This is a genomic window from Stenotrophomonas maltophilia group sp. msm4, from assembly GCF_032025605.1.
Lineage (GTDB): Bacteria > Pseudomonadota > Gammaproteobacteria > Xanthomonadales > Xanthomonadaceae > Stenotrophomonas > Stenotrophomonas sepilia.
Genome location: NZ_JAVSKK010000003.1, coordinates 608,595 through 632,261, shown reverse-complemented (window position 1 = coordinate 632,261; position 23,667 = coordinate 608,595). Strand labels below are relative to the sequence as shown.

General features: G+C 67.6%; 18 protein-coding genes. 13 read left to right on the top strand and 5 right to left on the bottom strand.

What is annotated here, in order from left to right:
* Positions 1–54 precede the first annotated feature (54 nt).
* The 11 genes from ROV93_RS17160 (at position 55) to ROV93_RS17110 (ending at position 16,656) form a co-directional block, all read left to right on the top strand.
* Positions 55–1,299: an efflux RND transporter periplasmic adaptor subunit gene (locus ROV93_RS17160; RefSeq protein ID WP_069140039.1), complete on the top strand. Its 1,245-nt coding sequence runs from the start codon at positions 55–57 to the stop codon at positions 1,297–1,299.
* Positions 1,300–1,373: 74 nt separating this feature from the next.
* Positions 1,374–4,607 (top strand): efflux RND transporter permease subunit, encoded by a 3,234-nt coding sequence (locus ROV93_RS17155; protein ID WP_180890748.1) that lies wholly within the window; start codon positions 1,374–1,376, stop codon positions 4,605–4,607.
* A gap of 31 nt (positions 4,608–4,638) precedes the next feature.
* Positions 4,639–7,761 (top strand): efflux RND transporter permease subunit, encoded by a 3,123-nt coding sequence (locus tag ROV93_RS17150; RefSeq protein ID WP_072168923.1) that lies wholly within the window; start codon positions 4,639–4,641, stop codon positions 7,759–7,761.
* Between the two features lie 322 nt (positions 7,762–8,083).
* Positions 8,084–9,472 carry a TonB-dependent receptor plug domain-containing protein gene (locus tag ROV93_RS17145; RefSeq protein WP_312540420.1) on the top strand — a complete coding sequence of 463 codons (1,389 nt, stop codon included), beginning with the start codon at positions 8,084–8,086 and terminating at the stop codon, positions 9,470–9,472.
* Positions 9,376–10,161 (top strand): TonB-dependent receptor, encoded by a 786-nt coding sequence (locus tag ROV93_RS17140; protein WP_312540711.1) that lies wholly within the window; start codon positions 9,376–9,378, stop codon positions 10,159–10,161. Before ROV93_RS17145 ends, ROV93_RS17140 begins: the two co-directional genes overlap by 97 nt.
* A 95-nt stretch (positions 10,162–10,256) precedes the next feature.
* Positions 10,257–12,434, top strand: coding sequence for a YccS family putative transporter (gene yccS / locus ROV93_RS17135; RefSeq protein WP_072168920.1), 2,178 nt, complete (start codon positions 10,257–10,259; stop codon positions 12,432–12,434).
* Positions 12,435–12,574: 140 nt separating this feature from the next.
* Complete coding sequence (locus ROV93_RS17130; RefSeq protein ID WP_072168919.1) at positions 12,575–13,369, top strand: SDR family oxidoreductase; 795 nt, start codon at positions 12,575–12,577, stop codon at positions 13,367–13,369.
* A 98-nt stretch (positions 13,370–13,467) separates the two neighbouring features.
* Positions 13,468–15,357 carry an MFS transporter gene (locus ROV93_RS17125; protein ID WP_072168918.1) on the top strand — a complete coding sequence of 630 codons (1,890 nt, stop codon included), beginning with the start codon at positions 13,468–13,470 and terminating at the stop codon, positions 15,355–15,357.
* Between the two features lie 229 nt (positions 15,358–15,586).
* Positions 15,587–15,874, top strand: coding sequence for a CD225/dispanin family protein (locus tag ROV93_RS17120; RefSeq protein ID WP_005419784.1), 288 nt, complete (start codon positions 15,587–15,589; stop codon positions 15,872–15,874).
* 34 nt (positions 15,875–15,908) lie between these two features.
* Positions 15,909–16,187 (top strand): CD225/dispanin family protein, encoded by a 279-nt coding sequence (locus ROV93_RS17115; RefSeq protein WP_005419785.1) that lies wholly within the window; start codon positions 15,909–15,911, stop codon positions 16,185–16,187.
* Positions 16,188–16,230: 43 nt separating this feature from the next.
* Positions 16,231–16,656 (top strand): DUF2752 domain-containing protein, encoded by a 426-nt coding sequence (locus ROV93_RS17110; RefSeq protein ID WP_072168917.1) that lies wholly within the window; start codon positions 16,231–16,233, stop codon positions 16,654–16,656.
* A 583-nt stretch (positions 16,657–17,239) separates the two neighbouring features.
* Here ROV93_RS17110 and ampE read toward each other — a convergent pair.
* The 5 genes from ampE to ROV93_RS17085 form a co-directional block, all read right to left on the bottom strand.
* Positions 17,240–18,127: a regulatory signaling modulator protein AmpE gene (gene ampE, locus ROV93_RS17105; protein WP_312540417.1), complete on the bottom strand. Its 888-nt coding sequence runs from the start codon at positions 18,125–18,127 to the stop codon at positions 17,240–17,242.
* Between the two features lie 146 nt (positions 18,128–18,273).
* Positions 18,274–19,179: an NAD(+) diphosphatase gene (gene nudC, locus ROV93_RS17100; RefSeq protein WP_072168915.1), complete on the bottom strand. Its 906-nt coding sequence runs from the start codon at positions 19,177–19,179 to the stop codon at positions 18,274–18,276.
* Positions 19,180–19,298: 119 nt separating this feature from the next.
* Entirely contained in the window at positions 19,299–19,691 is a 393-nt protein-coding gene (erpA, locus tag ROV93_RS17095; protein WP_005419789.1) for an iron-sulfur cluster insertion protein ErpA, read from the bottom strand.
* A gap of 31 nt (positions 19,692–19,722) precedes the next feature.
* Positions 19,723–20,187 carry a polymer-forming cytoskeletal protein gene (locus tag ROV93_RS17090; RefSeq protein ID WP_053497672.1) on the bottom strand — a complete coding sequence of 155 codons (465 nt, stop codon included), beginning with the start codon at positions 20,185–20,187 and terminating at the stop codon, positions 19,723–19,725.
* A gap of 4 nt (positions 20,188–20,191) precedes the next feature.
* Positions 20,192–20,935: a DUF6776 family protein gene (locus ROV93_RS17085; protein WP_005419791.1), complete on the bottom strand. Its 744-nt coding sequence runs from the start codon at positions 20,933–20,935 to the stop codon at positions 20,192–20,194.
* 179 nt (positions 20,936–21,114) lie between these two features.
* Here ROV93_RS17085 and ROV93_RS17080 point away from each other — a divergent pair, with 179 nt between their 5' ends.
* Both ROV93_RS17080 and ROV93_RS17075 read left to right on the top strand, forming a co-directional pair.
* Positions 21,115–21,732 (top strand): DUF4126 domain-containing protein, encoded by a 618-nt coding sequence (locus ROV93_RS17080; RefSeq protein WP_061478194.1) that lies wholly within the window; start codon positions 21,115–21,117, stop codon positions 21,730–21,732.
* Between the two features lie 44 nt (positions 21,733–21,776).
* Positions 21,777–23,666 (top strand): EAL domain-containing protein, encoded by a 1,890-nt coding sequence (locus ROV93_RS17075; protein ID WP_072168914.1) that lies wholly within the window; start codon positions 21,777–21,779, stop codon positions 23,664–23,666.
* Position 23,667: the final 1 nt, after the last annotated feature.

Here is a 23,667-nt window from a genome sequence, read left to right as displayed (position 1 = left end):
CTTTGCGCATTGTCCCGGCGTCCCGTCCGGTCCAGCCCTCTCGGAGTCCTCGTAATGTCACGTGTTTGGAAGATCGTGCTGCTGGTCGTGGCGATCCTGGTGCTGGCCGTGGTCGGCCTGCGCGTCATCGGCGGGGGCAAGGACAAGGCTGGAAAACCTGCTGCGGGCGCGCGCCAGGGCGGCGAAGATCCGAATGCCGGTCCAGTGCCGGTGACCGTGGTGGAGGCCACGCGCCAGGACGTGCCGGTGTATGCCAGCGCGCTGGGTACGGTGACCGCGATGAACACCGTCACTGTCAGCCCGCAGGTCGGCGGCCAGCTGATGAGCCTGAATTTCCGTGAAGGCCAGGAAGTGAAGCAGGGTGATGTGCTGGCGGTGATCGATCCGCGCACCGCCCAGGCCAGCTACGACCAGGCCGCGGCAGCCAAGCGCCAGAACGAGGCCCTGCTGGCCACCGCGCGCTCCAACTACCAGCGCTCGAACGCGCCGGAGTATCGCCAGTACGTCGCCAAGACCGATCTGGATACACAGCGAAACCAAGTGGCACAGTACGAAAGCGCCGTGGCCGCCAACGAGGCAAGCATGCGCTCGGCGCAGGTGCAGCTGCAGTACACCCGGGTCACCGCGCCGATCTCAGGCATCGCCGGCATCCGTGCGGTCGACGCCGGCAACGTGGTCAGCGCCGGTACCGCGCTGGTCACGCTGACCCAGATCCATCCGATCCACGTGCTGTTCAACCTGCCCGAGCGCCAGCTCGGCGATGTGCGCCAGGCGCAGGCCGCCGGCACGGTGCCGGTGGCGGCGCTGGACCGCGCCGATTCGCACGTGCTGTCCGGCGACGGCAAGCTCGATGTGGTCGACAACCTGATCAGTGCCGACAGCGGCACGTTCAAGGCGCGCGCCGTATTCGACAACACCGACAACGGCCTGTGGCCGGGCCAGTTCGTCAACGTGCGCATGCAGCTGCGCACCATCGGCGGCGGCGTGGTCATTCCGACCCAGGCGGTGCTGCGTGGCCCGGACGGCGAGTACGTCTATGTCGTGCAGGGCGACAACACGGTGAAGATGCAGACCGTGCGCAGCGGCGTGGAAGTGGGCGACAGCCAGGTGCAGATCGCCGAAGGCCTGAAGGGCGGCGAGCGGGTGGTCAGTGAAGGCCAGTTCCGCCTGAAGCCGGGCAGCAAGGTCACCGCACTGAAGCCGGGCGAGACCCCGGCCGCACCGACCGAGGCCGAACTGAAGGCAGCCGAGCAGAAGAACGCAGGCGGCGGTGGCCGTCGCGGTGGTGGCCCGCGCTGAGCGCAGGCCACTGATCTCCCTCGCGCCGGCGGACCTGCCGGCGCCGACATTGAAGTGCCAGCAAGGATCAGTCCGTGGGCTTTTCGACGATCTTCATCCGCCGCCCGATCGCCACCTCGCTGTTGATGGCGGGCCTGTTGCTGCTGGGCATCCTCGGTTACCGCAAGCTGCCGGTGTCGGCGCTGCCAGAAATCGATGCGCCCAGCCTGGTGGTCACCACCCAGTACCCCGGTGCGAACGCCACCACCATGGCCTCGCTGGTCACCACCCCGCTGGAGCGCCAATTCGGGCAGATTTCCGGGCTGGAGCTGATGACCTCCGACTCGTCGGCCGGGTTGTCGACGATCATCCTGCAGTTCTCGATGGACCGCGACATCGACATCGCCGCGCAGGACGTGCAGGCGGCGATCCGCCAGGCCACCCTGCCCTCGTCGCTGCCCTACCAGCCGGTCTACAACCGGGTGAACCCGGCCGACGCGGCCATCGTCACCCTGAAACTGACCTCTGACACGCGCCCGCTGCGCGACGTCAACAATTACGCCGATTCCATCCTGGCCCAGCGCCTGTCGCAGGTGCAGGGCGTGGGCCTGGTCTCGATTGCCGGCAACGTGCGGCCCGCCGTGCGTATCCAGGTCAATCCGGCGCAGCTGTCGAACATGGGGCTGACCCTGGAACAGCTGCGCAGCGCGCTGACCCAGGCCAACGTCAACGCGCCGAAGGGTTCGTTGAACGGCAAGACCCAGTCCTACAGCATCGGCACCAACGACCAGCTGGCCAGCGCCGCCGAGTACCGCGACACCATCATCAGCTACAAGAACGGCCGCCCGGTGCGGCTGTCGGACGTGGCCGAGGTGATCGATGGCGTGGAGAACGACCAGTTGGCCGCCTGGGCCGATGGCAAGCCGGCGGTGCTGCTGGAAGTGCGCCGCCAGCCGGGCGCCAACATCGTGCAGACCGTTGAGCGCATCCGCGCGATCCTGCCGCAGCTGCAGGGCGTGCTGCCGGCCGACGTGCACCTGGAAATCTTCAACGATCGCACCGAGACCATCCGCGCCTCGGTGCATGAGGTGCAGTTCACCCTGATCCTCACCATCGGCCTGGTGGTGGCGGTGATCTTCGTGTTCCTGCGCCGCCTGTGGGCCACGATCATCCCGTCGGTGGCAGTACCGCTCTCGCTGGCCGGTACCTTCGCGGTGATGGCCTTCGCCGGCATGTCGCTGGACAACCTCTCGCTGATGGCGCTGGTGGTGGCCACCGGCTTCGTGGTCGACGATGCGATCGTGATGATCGAGAACATCGTGCGCTACATCGAGCAGGGCAAGAGCGGCAAGGAAGCGGCCGAGATCGGCGCACGCCAGATCGGCTTCACCGTGCTGTCGCTGACGGTCTCGCTGGTGGCGGTGTTCCTGCCGCTGCTGCTGATGCCCGGCGTCACCGGCCGCCTGTTCCACGAGTTCGCGTGGGTGCTGAGCATCGCCGTGGTGCTGTCGATGCTGATCTCGCTGACGCTCACCCCGATGATGTGCGCCTACCTGCTCAAGCCCGACGCCCTGCCCGAGGGCGAGGACGCGCATGAGCGCGCGGCAGCGGCCGGCAAGCAGAACCTGTGGACGCGCACCGTCGGCCTCTACGAGCACAGCCTGGACTGGGTGCTGGGCCACCAGCGCCTGACCCTGGCCGTGGCCGGTGGCGCGCTGGTGCTGACCGTGCTGCTGTACGTGCTGATCCCCAAGGGCCTGCTGCCCGAACAGGACACCGGCCTGATCACCGGCGTGGTGCAGGCCGACCAGAACATCGCCTTCCCGCAGATGGAGCAGCGCACCAGGCAGGTGGCCGAAGCGCTGCGCCAGGACCCGGATGTGACCGGCGTGTCGGCCTTCATTGGCGCGGGCAGCATGAATCCCACGCTCAACCAGGGCCAGCTGTCGATCGTGCTGAAGGAACGCGGCGAGCGCGATGGCCTGGATGAGATCCTGCCGCGCCTGCAGAAGGCGGTGGCGGGCATTCCGGGCGTGGCGCTGTACCTGAAGCCGGTACAGGACGTGACCCTGGATACCCGCGTGGCCGCCACCGAGTACCAGTACTCGCTGTCGGACGTGGATTCGGCGACGGTGGCGACCCAGGCCACGCGCCTGACCGAAGCGCTGCGCAAGCGCCCGGAACTGGCCGACGTCGACAACAACCTGTCCAACCAGGGCCGCGCCCTGGAGCTGAACATCGACCGCGACAAGGCCAGCGTGCTGGGCGTGCCGATGCAGACCATCGACGACACGCTCTACGATGCGTTCGGCCAGCGCCAGATCTCGACCATCTTCACCGAGCTCAACCAGTATCGCGTGGTGCTGGAAGTGGCACCGGAGTTCCGCACCAGCACCGCGCTGATGGAACAGCTGGCGGTCGCCTCCAACGGCGCCGGCGCATTGACCGGCACCAATGCCACCAGCTTCGGCCAGGTCACCTCCTCCAACTCGTCCACCGCCACCGGCATCGGCGCGCAGAACACCGGCATCACCGTCGGCGCCGGCAACATCATTCCGCTGTCGGCGCTGGCCGAAGGCAAGGTGAGCAGCGCACCGCTGGTGGTCAGCCACCAGCAGCAGCTGCCGGCGGTGACGGTGTCGTTCAACGTGGCGCCGGACTATTCGCTGTCCGAAGCGGTGCGAGCGATCCAGGAGACCAAGGACAGCCTGGACATGCCGGCACACCTGCATGCCGAATTCATCGGCAAGGCCGCTGAATTCACCGGCAGCCAGACCGATGTGGTGTGGCTGCTGCTGGCCTCGCTGGTGGTGATCTACATCGTGCTGGGCGTGCTCTACGAGAGCTACATCCACCCGATCACGATCATCTCCACCCTGCCGCCGGCCGGTGTCGGCGCGCTGCTGGCGCTGATGCTGTGCGGGCTGAGCCTGTCGGTGGATGGCATCGTCGGCATCGTGCTGCTGATCGGCATCGTCAAGAAGAACGGCATCATGATGGTCGACTTCGCCATCGAAGCCCGCCGCGCCGGCGCCAACGCGCACGAGGCGATCCGCCGCGCCTGCCTGCTGCGCTTCCGCCCGATCATGATGACCACCGCCGCGGCCATGCTTGGCGCGCTGCCGCTGGCGCTGGGCACCGGCATCGGTTCGGAGCTGCGCCGCCCGCTGGGTATCGCCATCGTTGGCGGCCTGCTGCTGTCGCAGTTGGTGACCCTGTACACCACGCCGGTGATCTACCTGTACATGGAGCGCTTCTCCGAGTGGCTGGCGCGCCGCCGCGAACAGCGTGCGCTGCGCGACGGTTCGCTGCAGGAGCCGCAGGCATGATCCACGCCCCGCTGCCGTGGGGGGCCGCACGATGAACCTGTCCGGCCCCTTCATCCGCCGCCCGATCGGCACCGCACTGCTGGCCATCGGCTTGTTCATGGTCGGCCTGATCTGCTACCTGCGCCTGGGCGTATCGGCGCTGCCGAACATCGAGATCCCGGTGATCTTCGTGCATGCCAGCCAGTCCGGCGCCGACGCGGCGACCATGGCCTCGACGGTCACCGCGCCGCTGGAACGCCATCTCGGCCAGCTGCCGGGCATCGATCGCATGCGCTCGTCGAGCTCGGAAGGCAGCTCGCTGGTGTTCATGATCTTCCAGAGCGGCCACAACATCGATTCGGCGGCACTGGATGTACAAACGGCGATCAACTCGGCTCAGGCCGACCTGCCCTCGGGCATGGGCTCGCCGATGTACCAGAAGGCGAACCCGAACGACGACCCGGTGATCGCCATCGCGCTGACCTCGCAGACGCAGTCGGCCGACGAGCTCTACAACGTGGCCGACTCGCTGCTGGCGCAGCGCATCCGCCAGATCAGCGGCGTCGCCTCGGTCGACATCGCTGGCGCGTCGACGCCAGCGGTGCGCGTGGACGTCAACCTGCGCCTGATGAACGCGTTGGGCCTGACCGCCGATGACCTGCGCAACGCAGTGCGCGCGGCCAACGTGACCTCGCCCACCGGCTTCCTCAGCGATGGCAACACCACCACGGCGATCATCGCCAACGACTCGGTGGCGCGCGCCGCCGACTTCGCCGACCTGGTGGTCAAGACCCAGGGCGACGGCCGGGTGATCCGGCTGAAGGACATCGCCAACGTCTACGACGGCCAGCAGGATGCCTACCAGGCGGCGTGGTTCGACCACAAGCCGGCGGTGGTGATGTACGTGTTCACCCGCGCCGGCGCCAACATCGTGGAGACCGTAGACCGGGTCAAGGCGCAGATCCCGGCCCTGCGCGACTACCTGCAGCCGGGCACCACGATGACGCCGTACTTCGACCGTACGCCGACCATCCGTTCGTCGCTGCATGAAGTGCAGGTCACCCTGCTGATCAGCCTGGCGATGGTGGTGCTGACCATGGCGCTGTTCCTGCGCCGGCTGGCCCCCACCCTGATCGCGGCGGTGACCGTGCCGCTGTCGCTGGCCGGCGCCGCGCTGGTGATGTACGTGATGGGCTTCACCCTGAACAATCTGAGCCTGCTGGCGCTGGTGATCGCGATCGGCTTCGTGGTCGACGATGCGATTGTGGTGATCGAGAACATCATGCGCCACCTCGACGAAGGCATGCCGCGCATGCAGGCGGCGTTGACCGGTGCGCGCGAGATCGGCTTCACCATCGTCTCGATCACCGCCTCGCTGGTGGCGGTGTTCATCCCGCTGCTGTTCGCCAGTGGCATGATGGGCGCGTTCTTCCGCGAGTTCACCGTCACCCTGGTGGCGGCCATCGTGGTTTCGATGATCGTCTCGCTGACGTTGACCCCGGCGCTGTGCAGCCGCTTCCTCAGCGCGCACGACCACAGCGCGCCGCCGTCGCGTTTCGGCCGCTGGCTGGACGCCGGCCACGAGCGGATGCTGCGCATCTACACCGTGTTCCTCGATTTCTCGCTGCGCCACGCGCTGCTGCTGTCGCTGACGCCACTGATCCTGATCGGCGTCACCATCTTCCTGTTCGGCGCGGTGAAGAAGGGCGCGTTCCCGCCGCAGGACACCGGCCTGATCTGGGGCCGCGCCAACTCCAGTGCCACCGTGTCGTTCGAGGACATGGTCGCGCGCCAGCGCCGCATCACCGACATGCTGATGGCCGACCCGGCGGTGAAGACGGTGGGTGTACGCCTGGGCAGCGGCCGCCAGGGCTCCAGTGCACAGTTCAACATCGAGCTGAAATCACGCAGCGACGGCCGCCGCGAAACCACCGCGCATGCGTTGGCGCGCCTCAGCGCCAAGGCCGATCGCTATCCCGACCTGCAGCTGCGCCTGCGCGCGATCCAGGACCTGCCCAGCAACGATGGCGGCGGCTCCAGCCAGGGCGCGCAGTACCGCATTTCGCTGCAGGGCAACGACCTGGCCGCACTGCAGGAATGGCTGCCCAAGCTGCAGGCGGAACTGAAGAAGAACCCGAAGCTGCGCGACGTCGGCACCGACGTGGACAATGCCGGCCTGCGCCAGAACATCCAGATCGACCGCGCAAAGGCCGCGCGCCTGGGCATCACGGTGGGCGCCATCGACGGCGCGCTGTACGGTGCGTTCGGCCAGCGCCAGATCTCCACCATCTATTCGGACATCAACCAGTACAGCGTGGTGGTCAATGCCCTGCCCTCGCAGACCGCCACCCCGGCGGCGCTGGATGAGGTGTACGTGCGTGCGCGCAACGGCGACATGGTGCCGATCACCGCGGTGGCCACGCAGATGCCTGGCCTGGCCCCATCGCAGATCACCCACGAGAACCAGTACACGACGATGGACCTCAGCTACAACCTGGCTCCCAACGTGAGCATGGGCGAGGCCAAGGCGATCATCGACGCGACCGTGGCCGGCATGCGCATGCCCGGCGACATCCGCCTGGCCGACGATGCGGGCTTCGGCTTCAACTCCGATCCCAGCGACATGCTGATCCTGGTGTTCGCCGCAATCCTGACCGTGTACCTGGTACTGGGCATGCTCTACGAGAGCCTGATCCACCCGGTCACCATCCTGTCCACGCTGCCGGCGGCCGGTGTCGGTGCGCTGCTGGCCCTGTTCGGCACCAACACCGAGCTGTCGGTGATCTCGATGATCGCGCTGGTGCTGCTGATCGGCATCGTCAAGAAGAACGCGATCATGATGATCGACTTCGCACTGGTGGCGCAGCGCGAGCATGGGCTGGCGCCGCGCGATGCCGCACGCGAGGCCAGCATCGTGCGCTTCCGCCCGATCATGATGACCACGATGGTCGCGATCCTGGCCGCAGTGCCGCTGGCGATCGGCCTGGGTGAAGGGTCCGAGCTGCGCCGCCCGCTGGGCATCGCGATGATCGGCGGCCTGCTGTTCTCGCAGAGCCTGACCCTGCTCAGTACGCCGGCACTGTACGTGATCTTCTCCTGCCTGGCCGAGCGCTGGCGCGCCCGTCGCGCGCGCAGGCGCGAAGCGAAGCTGCTCAAGCGCGCGCAGCAGGCGTAGCAGAGCCCATCCACGCATGGCGTGGATCTACGGGTAGAGCCCCCCCCCCCCCGCCCCCACCCCCCCCCCCCCCCCCCCGGCGGGGCCGCCCGCCCCCCCCCCCCCCGCGCGGGGGGGGGGGGGGGGGGCCGCCCCCCCCCCCCCCCCGCCTCCGGGTTTGACGTGCTGTAACGAAAAGAGAACAATTCCCCTCCAGCCATGGTCCTGCGCCCCTTCGCGGCGCCCCGCTGCCCTCTCCGGCAAGCCTGCGTGATCCCAGCCATCAACCTTTCCCCCCATGCGGGCGGATGGCGCGTGGCCGTTCGCCGAGGATGACTGAACCATGTTCCTGCACCCACTCTGCCGCCCGGCCCTGCTTGCCGTTTCCCTGTCACTGGCCTGTGCCGCGCATGCCCAGTCCGTACCCGAGCGCACCAATCGGAACCGCAGTGCCACCGATCTGGATGCGGTGAAGGTCACCGCCGAACGCACCCACGCCGATACCGGCGCTCTTGGTGATCGCGTGCCGCGTGATACCCCGTTCGCGATCACCGCCGTGGGCCGCGAGCAGATCGAGCAGCGCCAAGTGGTCTCGCTGGGCGAAGCGTTCCTGCTCGACCCTTCGGTCACCACCCAGGTCAGCGCCTATGCCAGTGGCTGGAGTTCGCCGATCCGCAACCGTGGCATCGACCTGAACTTCGACAGCTATCGCGTCAATGGCCTGCAGGTTTCCTCGTGGGGTACCGAGTGGCCGCTGGAAGTGATGGAACAGGTCGATCTGCTGAAAGGCCCGGGTGGATTCCTTTATGGTTTCGGTGCCCCCGGTGGCATCGTCGACTACATCACCAAGAAGCCGACCGATACGCCCACCTTCTCCACCCAGCTGGGCTGGCGCGAGCAGGGCATCGTCAGTGCCGGGATGGACGTCGGCGGCCGCTTCGGCAACGAGCAGATGTTCGGTTATCGCTTCAATGCTTTCGAGGAAAAGGGTGAGACCTTCAATGGTGGCCACGTCGATCGCAAGGTGGGCGCACTGTCGCTGGACGCGCGCCTGAGCGACGCACTGATCTGGACCTTCGACGGCGTGTTCCAGTCACGCGACCTGCGCGAGGAATCGCCGCAGTACTACTTCCGCGGACTGACCTCGTTGCCGCGACCGATCGCCGGGAATACCGGCAACAGTGTCCCCGGCACCTACTACGACACTCGTTCCAGCCTGTTGTCGACCCGCTTGGACTGGCAGATCAACAGCGACTGGAAAACCAGCCTGAGTTACGGCGTCACCACCTCGTGGAATGACGTCAACAAGATCTTCGCCTACATCGATTCGCCCAATGGCGACTATGACGTCAACGTCTATGAACTGGGTGGCAAGAGCGAGTGGAGGCTGGCCCAGGCGATGCTGCAGGGCAGCTTCCGCACCGGTCCGCTGCAGCATCAGGTGGTGGCAGGCATCAGTCACCAGACCGGGCTGGGCTGGGACCGTCCCTACGAATGGAGCCTGATCGGCCGCGCCAACCTGTACCAGCGCCATGCCATCCGCCATGACGCCGTCGGTTCACGGGTGATGACCCGCGGCGACGAGACCGTGCAGCAGGCCGTGTTCGCAAGCGATACCGTCGATCTCGGCAGCGGCTGGTCGGTGCTGGCGGGCTGGCGGGCTGGCGCTACAACGATTACGAGACCAAGGGCCGCTACCACACCTATCCGGTCACACCGACCTATGCCGTGATGTTCAAGCCCAGCGAGGCGGTCACCCTCTACGCCAGCTACATCGAATCGCTGGAAGCGGGCAGCCGCGTAGGCAACAACTACATCAACGCCGGTGATGTGCTCGACCCGACCCTCAGCAAGCAGTACGAGATCGGCGCGAAGGCCGAGGCCGCGCGCTGGAACGCGAACGTGGCGGTGTTCCGGCTGGAGCGTGGCGCCAACATCGATGAATTCACACCGGCCGGCAAGCGCCTGGTGCAGGACGGCATCACGCTGTACGAAGGCATCGAGGCCAGTGCCGACCTGCACCTCAGCGATGTCCTCACGATTGGCGGAGGCGTCACCTGGCTGGACCCGACCTACGACAGGCTGTCCCCGGCCAGCGCTGCACAGGAGGGCAACCGTACCGCCGGTGCGGCACGCTGGAGCGGGGTCGTGCACGCCACCTACCAGCTGCCGTGGGTGGATGGCCTGGAAACATACGCCGCGGTGCGCTACTACGGCGATGTCTGGTACGACGCCGACAACACCCTGAAGCTGCCCGATTACACGCTGGTCAATGCAGGCATCGGCTACCGCCTGCTCGCCTCCGGTCATCCGGTGACCGTGCGCGCCAGCGTCGAGAACCTGGCCAACCGGAAGTACTGGTCCAACGCCGGCACAGGCCTGCCACGCACGTTCGCTGTGAGCGTGCGGTTCGACATGTAGGGCCCGGCAGCACCGTGGGTGCGGACCGTTGGTCCGCCCTCCATATTTCACGCGCAGCCCGCAATAATGGTGGAAGACCCTTCCACCGAGCCTGCATGTCCGCCCGCCAATCCCGCCTCAGCCGCCTGTGGGCCCACGAAAAGGCCAGCTACGGCCTGCGCGTGTTCATCGCGCTGACCGCGGCCGTGGCCGTGTGCTGGCAGTTCGACGCGCTGACCGCCCTGCCCGGCGTATTCCTCGGCATCATCGCAAGCGCCATCGCAGAAACGGACGACAACTGGTGGGGCCGGATCAAGGCCGTGGTGTTGTCACTGTTGTGCTTCTGCATTGCGGCAGCCTCGGTGATCTGGCTGTTCCCGTGGCCGTGGATCTTCATCGGCGCGCTGGCACTGTCCACCTTCGGCCTGACCCTGCTTGGCGCGCTCGGTGAGCGCTACGCATCCATTGCCCAGGCCACGGTGACGCTGGCGATCTACACCATGATCGGCTTGGAGCAGCATGGCGCCAGCGACCTGCACAGCGCGCTGGACGCGGTCAGCCATCTGCTGGCCGGTGCAGCCTGGTACGGGCTGCTGTCGATCCTGTGGACTGCGCTGTTCGCCAACCGGCCGGTGCGCGAACGCGTGGCGCGGCTGTACGTTGAGCTGGGCCGCTACCTGCAGCTGAAGGCTGCGCTGTTCGAGCCGGTGCGCGAAGCCGACCTGCAACGTCGCCAGCTCGACCTGGCGGAACAGAACCGGCGCGTGGTCGGTGCGTTGAACGAGGCCAAGACCGCGATCCTGGCCCGCTTCGGCCGTTCCGGGCGGCCGGGCGTGAACTCCGGCCTGTACCTGCGCCTGTATTACATGGCACAGGATTTCCACGAGCGCGCCAGTTCCTCGCACTACCCGTATGGCGCGCTGGTGGACGCCTTCTTCCACAGCGATGTGCTTTACCGCTGCCAGCGCCTGCTCGACCTGCAGGGCCAGGCCTGTGCCCGCCTGGGCGAGGCGATCCGGCTGCGTCGTCCGTTCGTATACGGCGAAAGCAACCAGCAGGCCGGGCGCGACCTGGCCGACGCGCTCGCCTACCTGCGTGACCAGCAGCGCCCGCAGTGGCAGCGCCTGCTCGGCTCGCTGGACCTGCTGGTTCACAACCTGCGCAGCATCGAGCGCCGCCTGCTGGATGCCGAACGTTCCGAAGCCAGCCTGGACAACGTCGACACCCGCCTGCGCGACAGCAACCCGCATACCCTGCGCGAGATGGGCGTGCGCATCCGCCAGCAGCTCACGCCCGGCTCGGTGCTGTTCCGCCATGGCCTGCGCATGGCACTGGCACTGATCGCCGGCTTTGCAGCGATCCGGCTGTTCAATGCGCAGAACGGTTCATGGGTACTGCTGACCATCGTGTTCGTGTGCCGGCCCAACTTCGGCGCCACCCGCCAGCGCCTGGCACAGCGCATCGTCGGCACCGTCGCCGGACTGGTGCTGACCTGGGCACTGCTGCAGCTGTTCCCGCAGCTGCACGTACAGCTGCTGATCGCACTGCTGTCGGCACTGTTGTTCTTCTTCACCCGCACCGACCGCTACCTGGTGGCATCAGCCGCGATCACCGTGATGGCGCTGACCTGCTTCAACCTGATCGGCGATGGCTTCGTGCTGATCGTACCGCGCATGGTCGATACGCTGTTGGGCTGCGCGATCGCAGCGGCGGCAGCGTTCCTGATCCTGCCCGACTGGCAGGGCCGCCAGTTGCATCTCGTCCTGGCACGCGTGCTGGACACTGCCGCTCGCTACCTGGATTCGGTGCTGGGCCAGTACCGCAGCGGCATGCGCGACGACCTGGCCTACCGCATCGCCCGCCGCGACATGCACAACGCCGACGCCGCGCTGTCCACCGCACTGTCGAACATGCTGCGCGAACCCGGCCACGTGCGCCGCAACCTGGATGCCGGCTTCCGCTTCCTGGCGCTGTCCAACACGCTGCTGGGGCATCTGTCGGCGCTGGGTGCGCACCGCGACCAGGTGGACAGCTACGCAGGCGATCCACTGGCGCTGGCCGCGGGCGATCGCGTGCGCAAGGCACTTCAGCAGCTGGCGACGGCGCTGACCGCGCGGCAACCCGTCGCGGACGATGACAACGACGCCGACCGCGCGGTGGCTGCCGAGCTGGAGCAGATCGACGAGGCGATGCCACCGAAACTGCAGTTGATCCGTACCCAGATGGCGCTGGTACTGCGCATGCTGCCGAAGGTGCGTGCCGCGGCCAATGAGGCGGTGACCAACCTGACCTGATCCCTCATCGCTGATCGGGCATCCCATCCACGCATGGCGTGGATCTGCTGCGCCGCGTGCAACGGCGCGTTGCACCGGGCGATGCAGTTCGATCACGCCGCCACGCGGATACTGGGCAGCTCCCGCCCCGGATCATCACCATGAAAATCGAACTCAGCGGCCGCACCGCGCTGGTCACCGCCTCCACCGCCGGCATCGGCCTGGCCATCGCCCAAGGCCTGGCCAGCGCTGGTGCGCGGGTCATTGTCAATGGCCGCAGCACCAGCAGCGTCGAGCGCGCCCGCCAGCATCTGCTCGCGGCCGTGCCGGGAGCCGACGTATTGGGTGTCGCCGCCGACCTCTCCGATGCGGCCGGTGTCGATACGCTGCTGGCTGGGCTGCCGAGGGTCGACATCCTGGTCAACAACGCTGGCATCTTCGGCCCAGAGGATTTCTTCCAGACCGATGACGCCACCTGGGAGCGCTACTGGCAGACCAACGTGATGTCCGGCGTACGCCTGTCGCGTGCGCTGCTGCCAGCGATGGTCGATGCCGGCTGGGGCCGCGTGCTGTTCATTTCGTCCGAATCGGCGCGCAACATCCCGGTCGACATGATCCATTACGGGGTCAGCAAGATCGCGCAGCTGTCACTGTCGCGCGGCCTGGCCAAGCGCGTGGCCGGCAGCGGCGTCACCGTCAACGCGGTGCTGCCTGGCCCGACCCTGTCCGATGGCTTCGCGGCGATGTTCGAGGATGAACGCCGGCGCAGCGGCAAGCCGCTGGAGCAGATCGGCCGCGAGTTCGTGATGGCACACCGGCCGTCCTCGGTGATCCAGCGCACTGCCACGGTCGAGGAAGTGGCCAACATGGTGGTGTACCTGGCGTCGCCGCAGGCTTCGGCCACGTCCGGTGCGGCACTGCGCGTGGATGGTGGCGTGGTCGACGATATCGTCTGAGTCCGACGGCAGGTGTGCGGACCAACGGTCCGCACCCACAGGTCCGCACCCACAGCGGATGGGCAGGAATGCTAGGCTGCGCCGGTCAAGGAGGTTCCATGTCCGGTCACAACCAGTTTGCCCTGCTCCGCCAGCGCCGTTTCCTGCCGTTCTTCGTGGTACAGGCGCTCGGTGCTTTCAACGACAACGTGTACCGGCAAGCGATCATCAGCATGTTGCTGTTCATGGCCGTGCCAGAGGAGGAACTCGGGCTGTACGCCACGTTGGCACCGGCCATCTTCATCCTGCCGTATTTCCTGTTCTCGGCGCTGGCCGGGCAGATCGCCGACAAACTGGAAAAATCGCGGTTGATCGTGATCACCACCACCATGGAGATCGTGATCATGTCGCTGGCGGCGGCCGGCTTCCTCACCCAGAGCCTGCCGGTGTTGCTGGTCGCCCTGTTCTGCACCGGCATGCAATCGACCCTGTTCGGCCCGGTGAAGTATTCGGTGCTGCCGTCGGTGCTCAGGCCCGAGGAACTGACCGGCGGCAACGGCCTGGTCGAGATGGGGACCTCGATGTCGATCCTCTCCGGCATGATCGTCGGCGGCCTGGTGTTCACCGTGGCCGGGAGCCACGGCACGGTGGTGGCTGCGTGCGCGATCATCGCCCTGGCGATCTGCGGCAACATCGCCGCGCGCCTGATTCCCAGGGTCGATGCAGGCGACCCGACCCTGAAGATCAACTGGAACCCGTTGCCGGAATCGCTCGCGGTACTGCGCATGGCGCGCCAGCAGAAGGCCGTGCGCAACTCGATCCTGGGCGTGTCCTGGTTCTGGTTCGTTGGCACCGTGCTGACCTCGCAGCTACCGGCCTACGCGGTGACCAACCTGGGCGGCGAGCCGACCCTGTACATCTTCGCGCTGGCCCTGTTCTCGGTGGGCACCGGCGTCGGCTCGCTGCTGTGCGAGAAGCTGTCAGCCCGTACGGTGGAAATCGGCCTGGTACCGCTGGGGGCGTTCGGCATGACCGCGTTCCTGCTCGACCTGTACTTCGCCCGCAGCGGCGAAGCGACGGTGCACGGACTGACCATCGCGCCGTTCCTGCAGCAGCCCGGCAGCATCCGCATCGTCATCGACCTGGTCGGCATCGGCCTGTTCACCGGCATCTTCGTGGTGCCACTGTTCGCACTGATCCAGAGCCGCACGCCGAAGGCGCAGATGTCGCGCGTGTTCGCCGCACTGAACATCCAGAACTCGGGCTTCATCGTCGCTGCGGCGTTGCTGTCGCTGGCCGCGCACACGCTGCTGCACTGGACCATTCCGCAGCAGTTCCTGGCGCTGGCCATCGCCAACGCGCTGGTGGCGATCTACATCTTCACCATCGTCCCCGAATTCCTGATGCGCTTCCTCAGCTGGCTGATGGTGCGCACCCTGTACCGGCTGCGCCCGCACGGCATCGAGGCCAACGTGCCCGACGAAGGCGCCGCGCTGCTGGTCTGCAACCACGTCAGCTACATGGACGCGCTGATCCTGTCGGCGACGATTCCGCGCCCGGTGCGCTTCGTCATGTACTACAGGATCTTCAACATCCCGGTAATGCGCTGGATCTTCCGGACCGCCAAGGCAATCCCGATCGCCGGTGCGCGCGAAGACCCGGCACTGATGCAGCGGGCGTTCGACGAGATCGACGCTGCGCTGGCCGAAGGCGAACTGGTCTGCATCTTCCCCGAGGGTGCGCTGACCCGCGACGGGGAGATGGCGCCGTTCAAGTCCGGCGTCGAGAAGATCCTCGAGCGCCGGCCGGTGCCGGTGGTGCCGATGGCGCTGCGCGGCATGTGGTCGAGCATGTGGAGTCGCCGCGACAGCCGCCTCGGCCGCATGCGGGTGCCGCGCCGTTTCCGCGCTACCGTCGAGGTCGTGGCGGCACCGGCCGTCGATGGCCACGCCACCCGCGCCCCGGTGCTGGAGGCGCAGGTGCGGGCCCTGCGTGGCGATCACGCCTGATCGGCCCGGCGGCCGTCGGTAGCGCTTCCAGGCGATAGCCCCAATCCCCGGAATGACGGCCTCTGTCTCATGACATAGGCCCGTCAAATAGCGCCCAGTCAAGGGCCACACACACCACCATCTGACTGTAAACGCATACATGCAGCGCAGGTTGAGGTAGATTACGCACCCACAGGGGGGAGGTTCGGCCAATGCACCAAGGCCGGCCACCAAGGAATGGAGTCTTGCTTTGAATCAACCGCCACCGCTCAGCCGTCCCGTCTACATCCCCAACCATCTGGTCTGGGCGATCCTGACGACGCTGTTCTGCTGCCTGCCGTTGGGCGTGGTGTCGATCGTCTATGCCTCCCAGGTCGATGGCCGCCGCGCGGCCGGCGACCTGCCGGGGGCCTACAGCGCGTCGCGCAAGGCGGGCTGGTGGGCGGTGGCTTCGGCCGTGGCCCTGCCGGTCCTGTTGCTGTTGTGGTTCGGGCTGTTCGGCGGCTTGGCCGTACTGGGCGCTCTTTCCGACCAATGATTCACCACCACCACCCATCAAGGAGCTTGAACCCATGAATACCGCCACTCCGCAGGTCCCGAACAATCTGGTCTGGGCCATCCTGAGCACCCTGTTCTGCTGCCTGCCGGCCGGCATCGTGTCGATCGTCTACGCCGCCCAGGTCAACGGCAAGCTGGCCGCTGGCGACATCGCCGGTGCCCAGGAATCCTCGGCCAAGGCCAAGAAGTGGGCCATCTGGTCGGCCATTGCCGCCGTCGTGGTCGGCGTGCTGTACGGCATCCTGATCGTCGCTCTCGGCGGCATGGGTGCGATGAGCAACAGCGGCTACTGATCCGCGTGGACGGATCCGGCGCCTGCGCCGGATCCGTTGCTGCATGTCCGCCCTGCCCACCCGATCCCGAATGGCCCGCTGGGCACCACTGCTGGCCGCCACCGGCCTGGCCGCCGGTGCCGCACTGGTGCTGCGCAACGTCAATCCGTATGCCGCCGGCAATCCCTTGCCGAGCTGCCCGCTGTACGCGCTGACCGGCCTGTACTGCCCGGGCTGTGGCAGCACCCGCTGCCTGTATTCGCTGGTCCATTTCGACCTGCCCGGCGCGATGGCGATGAACCCGCTGCTGGTCATCAGCCTGCCCTTCCTCCTGCTGATGCTGCTGAACGTCGCCGGCATCCGTCCGCGCCTGCTGGACCCGCTGATGCGGGTGCTGGCCAATCCCACGTTCTGGCTCTTGGTACTGCCTGGGTATGCGCTGCTGCGTAACCTGCCGTGGGCACCGTTCACGGCGCTGGCACCGGTCTAGTTTCCAACCAACGGCGCAGCCCCTCGTGGTGGGCGGCGTTTGAAGGCAGAAGCCTTGGGGTCGGCCGGGCGGGATGGGTTTGCGGGGGACGCCGTGAATCCGTCCGTGGAGGCTTGGCCGCGGCATCCATGCCGCGGACACCCCCGCAAACCCATCCCGCCCGGCCACGGACAGTTTCCGTGTGCGTCCACCACGGAAAAGAAAGAGAAGATCAAAAGCGGAAGCGGATCGCTTCGCTCTGCATCCACGCATGGCGTGGATCTACCGTGTCGACCAAGGTCGACACCCACCGGCAGTCGCAGTTGACCCACCGTCATCGGGAAACTGTCGGGGGTGGGGCGGCGTGGGGCTGCAGGACCGTTGGCGCCATGGATGGCGCCATCGAGCCCCCAGGGGTGAGGGCGCTTTGCTTGCGAAGCACTGCTTCGCAAGCGCCCGAACGCACAGCCGCCAGCGGCTGGGCCGGTTTGGGGGTTTACGGCGTGTCCTGCAGCCCCACACCTCCCCGCCCAACCGTCAGCAACCCAGAGCCGCTGTTGCTGTTGCCTCTGCAGGTGCAGGGCTGCAAGCCCTGCAACAGCAACTACGTCACCCTGCCCGCAATCACCAGCAGGGCGAGGATCGCCAGCCACAGCAGCAGCATCCGCCACACCAGGCTCATCGCATCACGCAGGTCCGGCAGCCGCTGCCACACCGGCAACAGCCCCGCCTCGGTGTAATCGTGCGCGTCCTCGCGCAGCTCGGCGTTGACGCTGGCCCGCGCCACCGCGCCCAGAAACCCGATGGTGCCGACCAGGCGTTCGCCATGGGCCTGGCGCCAGGCCTTCCACGCCGTATCGAAGTTGCCGACCAGCGCCATCGAGAACGCCATCAGCTGCGCTACCGGCCACTCGATCCAGCCCAGCAGGCGCTGCGCCAGCGCCAGCGGCTCCACCGGCACGCGTGCACGCATCGGGCTTTCCGCCATCAGCGCCAGCAAGCGGTAGCCCAGCGCACCGGCCGGGCCCAGCAGCAGGAACCAGAACAGCACCGCGAACCAGCGACGCAGCGCATTGAGCACGGTCGCTTCGACCAGCGACGGCACGTCTTCGCGCAGGCTGCCACCGGCGGCCTGCAGGTTGCGTACGGCTGCCTGCCGCGTCGCGGCGTCGTCCGCATCGATGATGGCTTCGATATCGCGATCCAGGTCGCGCGGCCCCCAGCACCAGGCCAGCACGGCCACACCCAGCAGCAGCGACGGCAGGCCGAACAGCACTCCGCGCAGCAGCCACGCCAGCAGCCCCATCAGCAGCAACGGCGGCAGCAGCGCCAGCGCCACTCCAGCCGGTCCCTGCCAGGCCTTGCCACCACGCGCGTCCAGCCAGCCCAGCCAGCGCCGGAAGCCGTCGAAACGGCGCATCGAGGCGGCAGCGGCCGGGGCAACGTGGCCCAGGGCCAGCGCCACCAGCACGGCGGCCAGAGTGGTGAACATGGCAGGTCTCCCTACGAAACAGAACGCTCGGCGCCGCTACCTTACCTGTCGCAGCGGTGCCCTCGCGGGTGAACCGGACTGTAACCCGGGCCGTGTTCAGGTGGCGGCAATACAGCTGCCACGACCGGCCCGGCCGAAACGCCGACTCAGCCCCGCTGCTGGCGGTACCAGTGTTCGATCAGGCTCCGCGAAATCGAGATCGGTGGCGACAGGCGGATGCCGTGGCCGTCGTCCTCCACATCGCGCGCCAACGCGGCGCCGACCTCGTCGGCACTGAACCAGCGCGCGTCTTCCAGCTCGCCATCCACGGTCGGCAGGTCGTCATGCGCCTGTGCACGGAAGCCGACCATCAGCGCGCCGGGGAACGGCCACGGCTGCGAACCGAGGTACTGGCAGGCGGTCACCCGCACCTTGCTCTCCTCATGGACTTCGCGCACCACGGTCTGCTCGAAGGTCTCGCCAGGTTCGACGAAGCCGGCCAGCACCGAGTAACGGCGCGGGGCCCAGTTCGACTGTCGGCCCAGCAGCAGCCGGCCCTGGTTTTCCACGGCGACGATCACCGCCGGATCGACGCGCGGATAGTGTTCGGTGGAACACTGCGCGCAACGGCCGACGAAGCCGCCACGGGCAAACGCCACCGCGCCGCCGCATACGCCGCAGAAGCGGGTGCGCGAGTGCCAGTAGGACATGCCACGGGCATAGCTGAAAGCGGTGGCATCGGCCATCGGCCACAACAATGCAGCCTGGCGCAGATCGAGTCGGCGTGGCGCGCTCACGGTGACATGGGTGGCTTCGACCGAGAACCATGCCTGATCACCGCGAAGCCCCAGGAAAACTGCGGCGCCCGGGCCACCGCCGACGTCGGCGCCGGTCAGCGCCAGCGGCTGGTCGTCATCGCCGGTGAAGGCGCTGCCATCGTGATCGAGGACGAGGATGCGCGCGCCCGGCCACAGGCGCGCCAGTGCATCGGCATCTTCGCGCAGGGCATCGGCGCGCTCCAACGGTTCGCCGACGAAGGCAAAACCGGAAAGCGGCGAAGGAGTATTGGGCATCCGCCAAGCGTGCCGCCAATCGATGCAGGTGGCAAGCCGCAGGCTTTGCGGAAACCGTCTGTGGGTGTGGAGCTTGCTCCACACACCTTGTCGCGCGGGACACAGGCCCCGCGCCCTGCTTACATGCTGAAACTGCTGCCGCAGCCGCAGGTGGTCTTTGCGTTCGGGTTGCGGATCACGAACTGGGCACCCGTCAGGCTCTCGGTGTAATCCACCTCCGCGCCCATCAGGTACTGCAGGCTCAGCGGGTCGACCAGCAGGGTCACCCCGCTGGTCTGTACCGCCAGGTCATCCTCGGCACGGTTCTCGTCGAACTCGAACCCGTACTGGAAGCCCGAACAGCCGCCTCCCTCGATGTACACACGCAGGGCCAGGTCGGGGTTGCCCTCTTCCTGGATCAGGGATTTGACCTTGGCGGCCGCCGACTCGGTGAAGTTCAGCGGGCGCTCCAGCGATTGGTAATCGGGCGCGGCAACCGGGGTGGCGCCGGGCAGGGAGACTAGCGTGCTCATGCTGCGAGCATGGGGGTGCCGACGACGGCTTTCAAGCCATCGCCTCGGCCAGCTTGCGACGCGCGGCGGTATCGCCCTTGCCATCATGGGCGTCTTCGCCTTCCGGCGCCGGCAAGGCTGCCATCGGGGCGCTGGCATGGATCAGGCGGCCGTTCAGCTGCGCGCCCGCGTTCATCTCCACCACCTGGTAATGGACGTTGCCATTGACCCGTGCGCTCGGGGTCAACTCGACCTTCTCGGTAGCGTGTACATCGCCGTCCAGGCGGCCACTGATGACCACCACCTGGGCCCGGATCTCACCTTCGATCACGCCGTGCTCGGCAACCGTCAGGGTCGCACCACTGGCGCCTTCGGCGGCGATCACCTTGCCGTGGATGCGGCCTTCCACATACAGGCCCCCACTGAATTCCACATCACCGCGGATCACCACCTGGTTGCCGATCAGGGCATCCACCACCAGCTGGCCTTCACGGTTGGATTTGCTGCTTCCGAACATCTGCCTACTCCCCTTTGCTGGCCGGCGCACCGGCCTGTTTCCAGTCGAATACCTGGGTGGTACCCCCCGTACCACTCCCCAATGTCACCCGCACGCGTTGCGGGGTGAAGTCAGCCGGCAGCATCACGCTGCCGGTGAGCTGCTGGAAGTACCGGAACGAGTAGTCCTGTCCCGGCACCTTGCTGCGCTGGTGCAGATCATCCCAGCTGATCGTGGCCAGCTTGCCGTTCTTCACGCCTTCCACGGTGAAGCGCATCTGCCCCTGGCTGATGGCCCCGCGGTTGAGGTTCTGGGTCAGCACGGCGGTGTACTGCCAGGTGCCGGCCGCTTCCGGGCTGAACTCGATCGAATGGGTGTTCAGGCCCTTGCGCTGGCTGGTCGAGCCGACCAGCCGCTCATAGAAGGCAACATCGGCGCGCAGCCCGGCGATTTCCTCATCGCGCTCGGCCAACGAGGACTGCACCTCGGTATTGGCGGCACGGCTGATGCGGTCGGAGGCTTCCAGCGTGGCCTGCTTCTGGCGCAGCTCGGTCAGCTGCGCCTGCAGCGCCTCGGCACGCTTCTCGGCGGCCTGCAGGCGCTGGCCCTGGGCATCGCGCGGGGTGGCCATCCAGCAGCCGCCAAGCACCGCCAGCACCAGGCTGAGCAGCCAGATGCCGCCGATCACCAGCAGGCGGCGACGGTCGGCAGGCGGTTGCGGCGCGCCGGGCAGGCGGACCTGCACGCGCATGGGAGGACGGTTGGTCATGGGTGGTTTCCGGGGTATCGCAAGGGCGACACCGGTACGGCCCCTGTGGCAAACGACGGGCTAGTGTATGACAGGACGGGTGGGTTTCCTGCGCCGTGGCCGGCCACGGTCGGTGGCGTTCAGGCACGCCATCGTCGATAGTGTGGCCCCCTGCACAGTTCCGTCGCCGGAGCACCGCCATGACCGAAGCCCACCTGTTCGTGATCGGCATCCTGCTGGCCTGGCTGGCCGGTATCCGCGTCTACCTCACCGTGTTCGGTGTCGGCCTGGCCGGGCTGCTTGGCTGGGTCGACCTGCCCCCCGCCCTGCAGGCCACCGAATCCTGGTGGGTGCTGGGCACCTCGGCGACGCTGGCGGTGGCCGAGTTCTTCGCCGACAAGATCCCTGGCGTGGATTCGGTGTGGGACCTGGTGCAGACGCTCGCGCGCGTACCCGCCGGCGCATTCCTTGCGGCGGCCACGCTGTCGCCGGATGGCCAGCTGGGCACCGGTGCGCTCGCCGCCGGTGCCGGCGTCGCCCTGGCCAGCCATGGCCTGAAGGCCGGTACCCGCGCCCTGCTCAACACCTCGCCGGAACCGGCCAGCAACTGGGTCGCCTCTGCGGCCGAAGACACCGTCGTGATCGGTGGCCTGGCCCTCGCCCTGGCACACCCGTGGATCGCGCTGATCGTGGTGCTGGCCTGCAGCCTGGCCGGTGCGCTGCTGGTGTGGCTGGTCTGGCGCGCCCTGTGGAAGGGCGTGCGCTGGCTGGCGCGCGGTGCATCGGCAGCACCGCCAGGGCACACCGGTACCGGCTGAGCGCCGGGCTTGTCGCATAATGGACGCGAACACCAGGAGCACCGATGGCCGCAAACGAATCCCCCGCGGGCGCCCGCCCGGGACGCGCTGAAACCCCTCCGGCCGACCATTGGCAACGCTGGGCCCCCGAGACGGCGTCTCCGGCCGTGGTCCCACCGATGGCGGCGAGCCGATCCCCTGTCGCGGCCGATGCGTCCACGCCGGCCAACAGCGCGCCGCCGCCGCTGCCCGGCCCGGTCGCACTGGCCGACGCCGGCAACAACGATCTGGCCCCGTCGCCATCGGACTCGCCCTACCGCGTGCTGATCGTTGAAGACGATCGCGCGCAGGCCCTGTTCGCGCAGAGCGTGCTGCACGGCGCCGGCATGCAGGCGATCGTCCACAACGATGCCGATGCCGCGCTGCAGGCCATCAAGGAGCACCGCCCCGACCTGATCCTGATGGATCTTCACCTGCCCGGCCTGGACGGCATGCGCCTGACCGCGCTGATCCGCCAGCAGCCCGGCCTGCAGCTGCTTCCGATCGTGTTCCTCAGCGGTGATCCGGATCCGGAGCGCCAGTTCGAAGTCCTCGACAGCGGCGCGGACGACTACCTGAGCAAGCCGATCCGGCCCCGCCACCTGATCGCAGCGGTGGCCAACCGCATCCGCCGCGCACGAGCCCAGGCCGCGACCCTGCCCGGCGCCACCGGCGCACCGGCCACCAGCAATCCGGAAACCGGCCTGCCGACGCGCCACCACGTGCTGCAGCAGCTCAACACCGCACTCGCCCACCGCGATCAGGGCGGCGTGTTCTTCATCGAAGTGGCCAGCGCGCTGGGCCTGCGCGAACGCTATGGCTATGCCGCGTTTGAACGGCTGATGGTGCAGGCCGGGCAGCGTCTGGCCGAAGCCGGCCATCCGCACCTGCTGGCACGCCTGAACGACAACAGCTTCCTGCTGCTGGCCCGCAGCGCCGACGAGGACGCCCTTGACAGCATCGCTGCCAGCCTGCGCGAGCAGCTGTCGGCACGTGCCTTCGTGATCCGCGACGACGAATCCGTGCACCTGCGCGGCGTAGTCGGCTATGCACCGCTGTCACCAGGCTTCGACGATGCCAGCAGTGCGTTGGAAGCCGTCGAGCGCACCACCCTGCAGGCGCGCCTGCTCAGCGCCGGGGTGGCCGGCCATGTGCACCGCCAGGCAGTTACCGAACAGGAACACCTGGCGCTGCTGGAAGGACAGCTGGAACTGGCCTATCAGCCGATCGTCGCTGTTGCCGGCGGCAACACCGCGCAGTACCAGTTGCTGTTGCGCCTTCGCCAGGCCGACGGCACCGTGCTGGCGGCCGGGCAGGTGATCCCGGCCGCGGAAGCCGCAGGCCGCATCGCCGATCTCGACCAGCAGGTGATGGATCACGCGCTGGGGCTGCTGGACCTGTACCGCCACGCGACGCAGCCACTGAACCTGTTCGTCTCGCAGTCGCTGCGCACCCTGCAGCGCGACGCCTTCGCCGACTGGCTGCTGGAATCACTGCAGCAGCGCGACCTGCCGGGCAGTGCACTGGTGATCGACGTGCGCCTGCCGGACGCACTGATCCACACCGTGCCGCTGCAGCAGTTCTGCCAGCGCATGGCCAGTGCCGGGGTGCGCTTCTGCCTGAGCCAGTTCGAACCCAGCGGCGAGGCCGATGCCCTGCTGAACCAGCTGCCGCTGTCGTTCGTGCGCATGGCTGCGCGCTTTTCCAGCAGCCACGCCAATCCGGCCACGCGCGAGGAGCTGCGCAAGGCGATCGATCAGGCCCATGCCGCCGGGCTGCAGATCATCGGCCAGCAGATCGAGGATCCGCAGGCTGCGGCGGCGATGTGGGTCGGCGGCGTCGACTACATCCAGGGCAACATGGTGCAGTCGGCCGGCAGCGACCTGAACTTCGACTTCCACAACGCGGTGCTCTGAC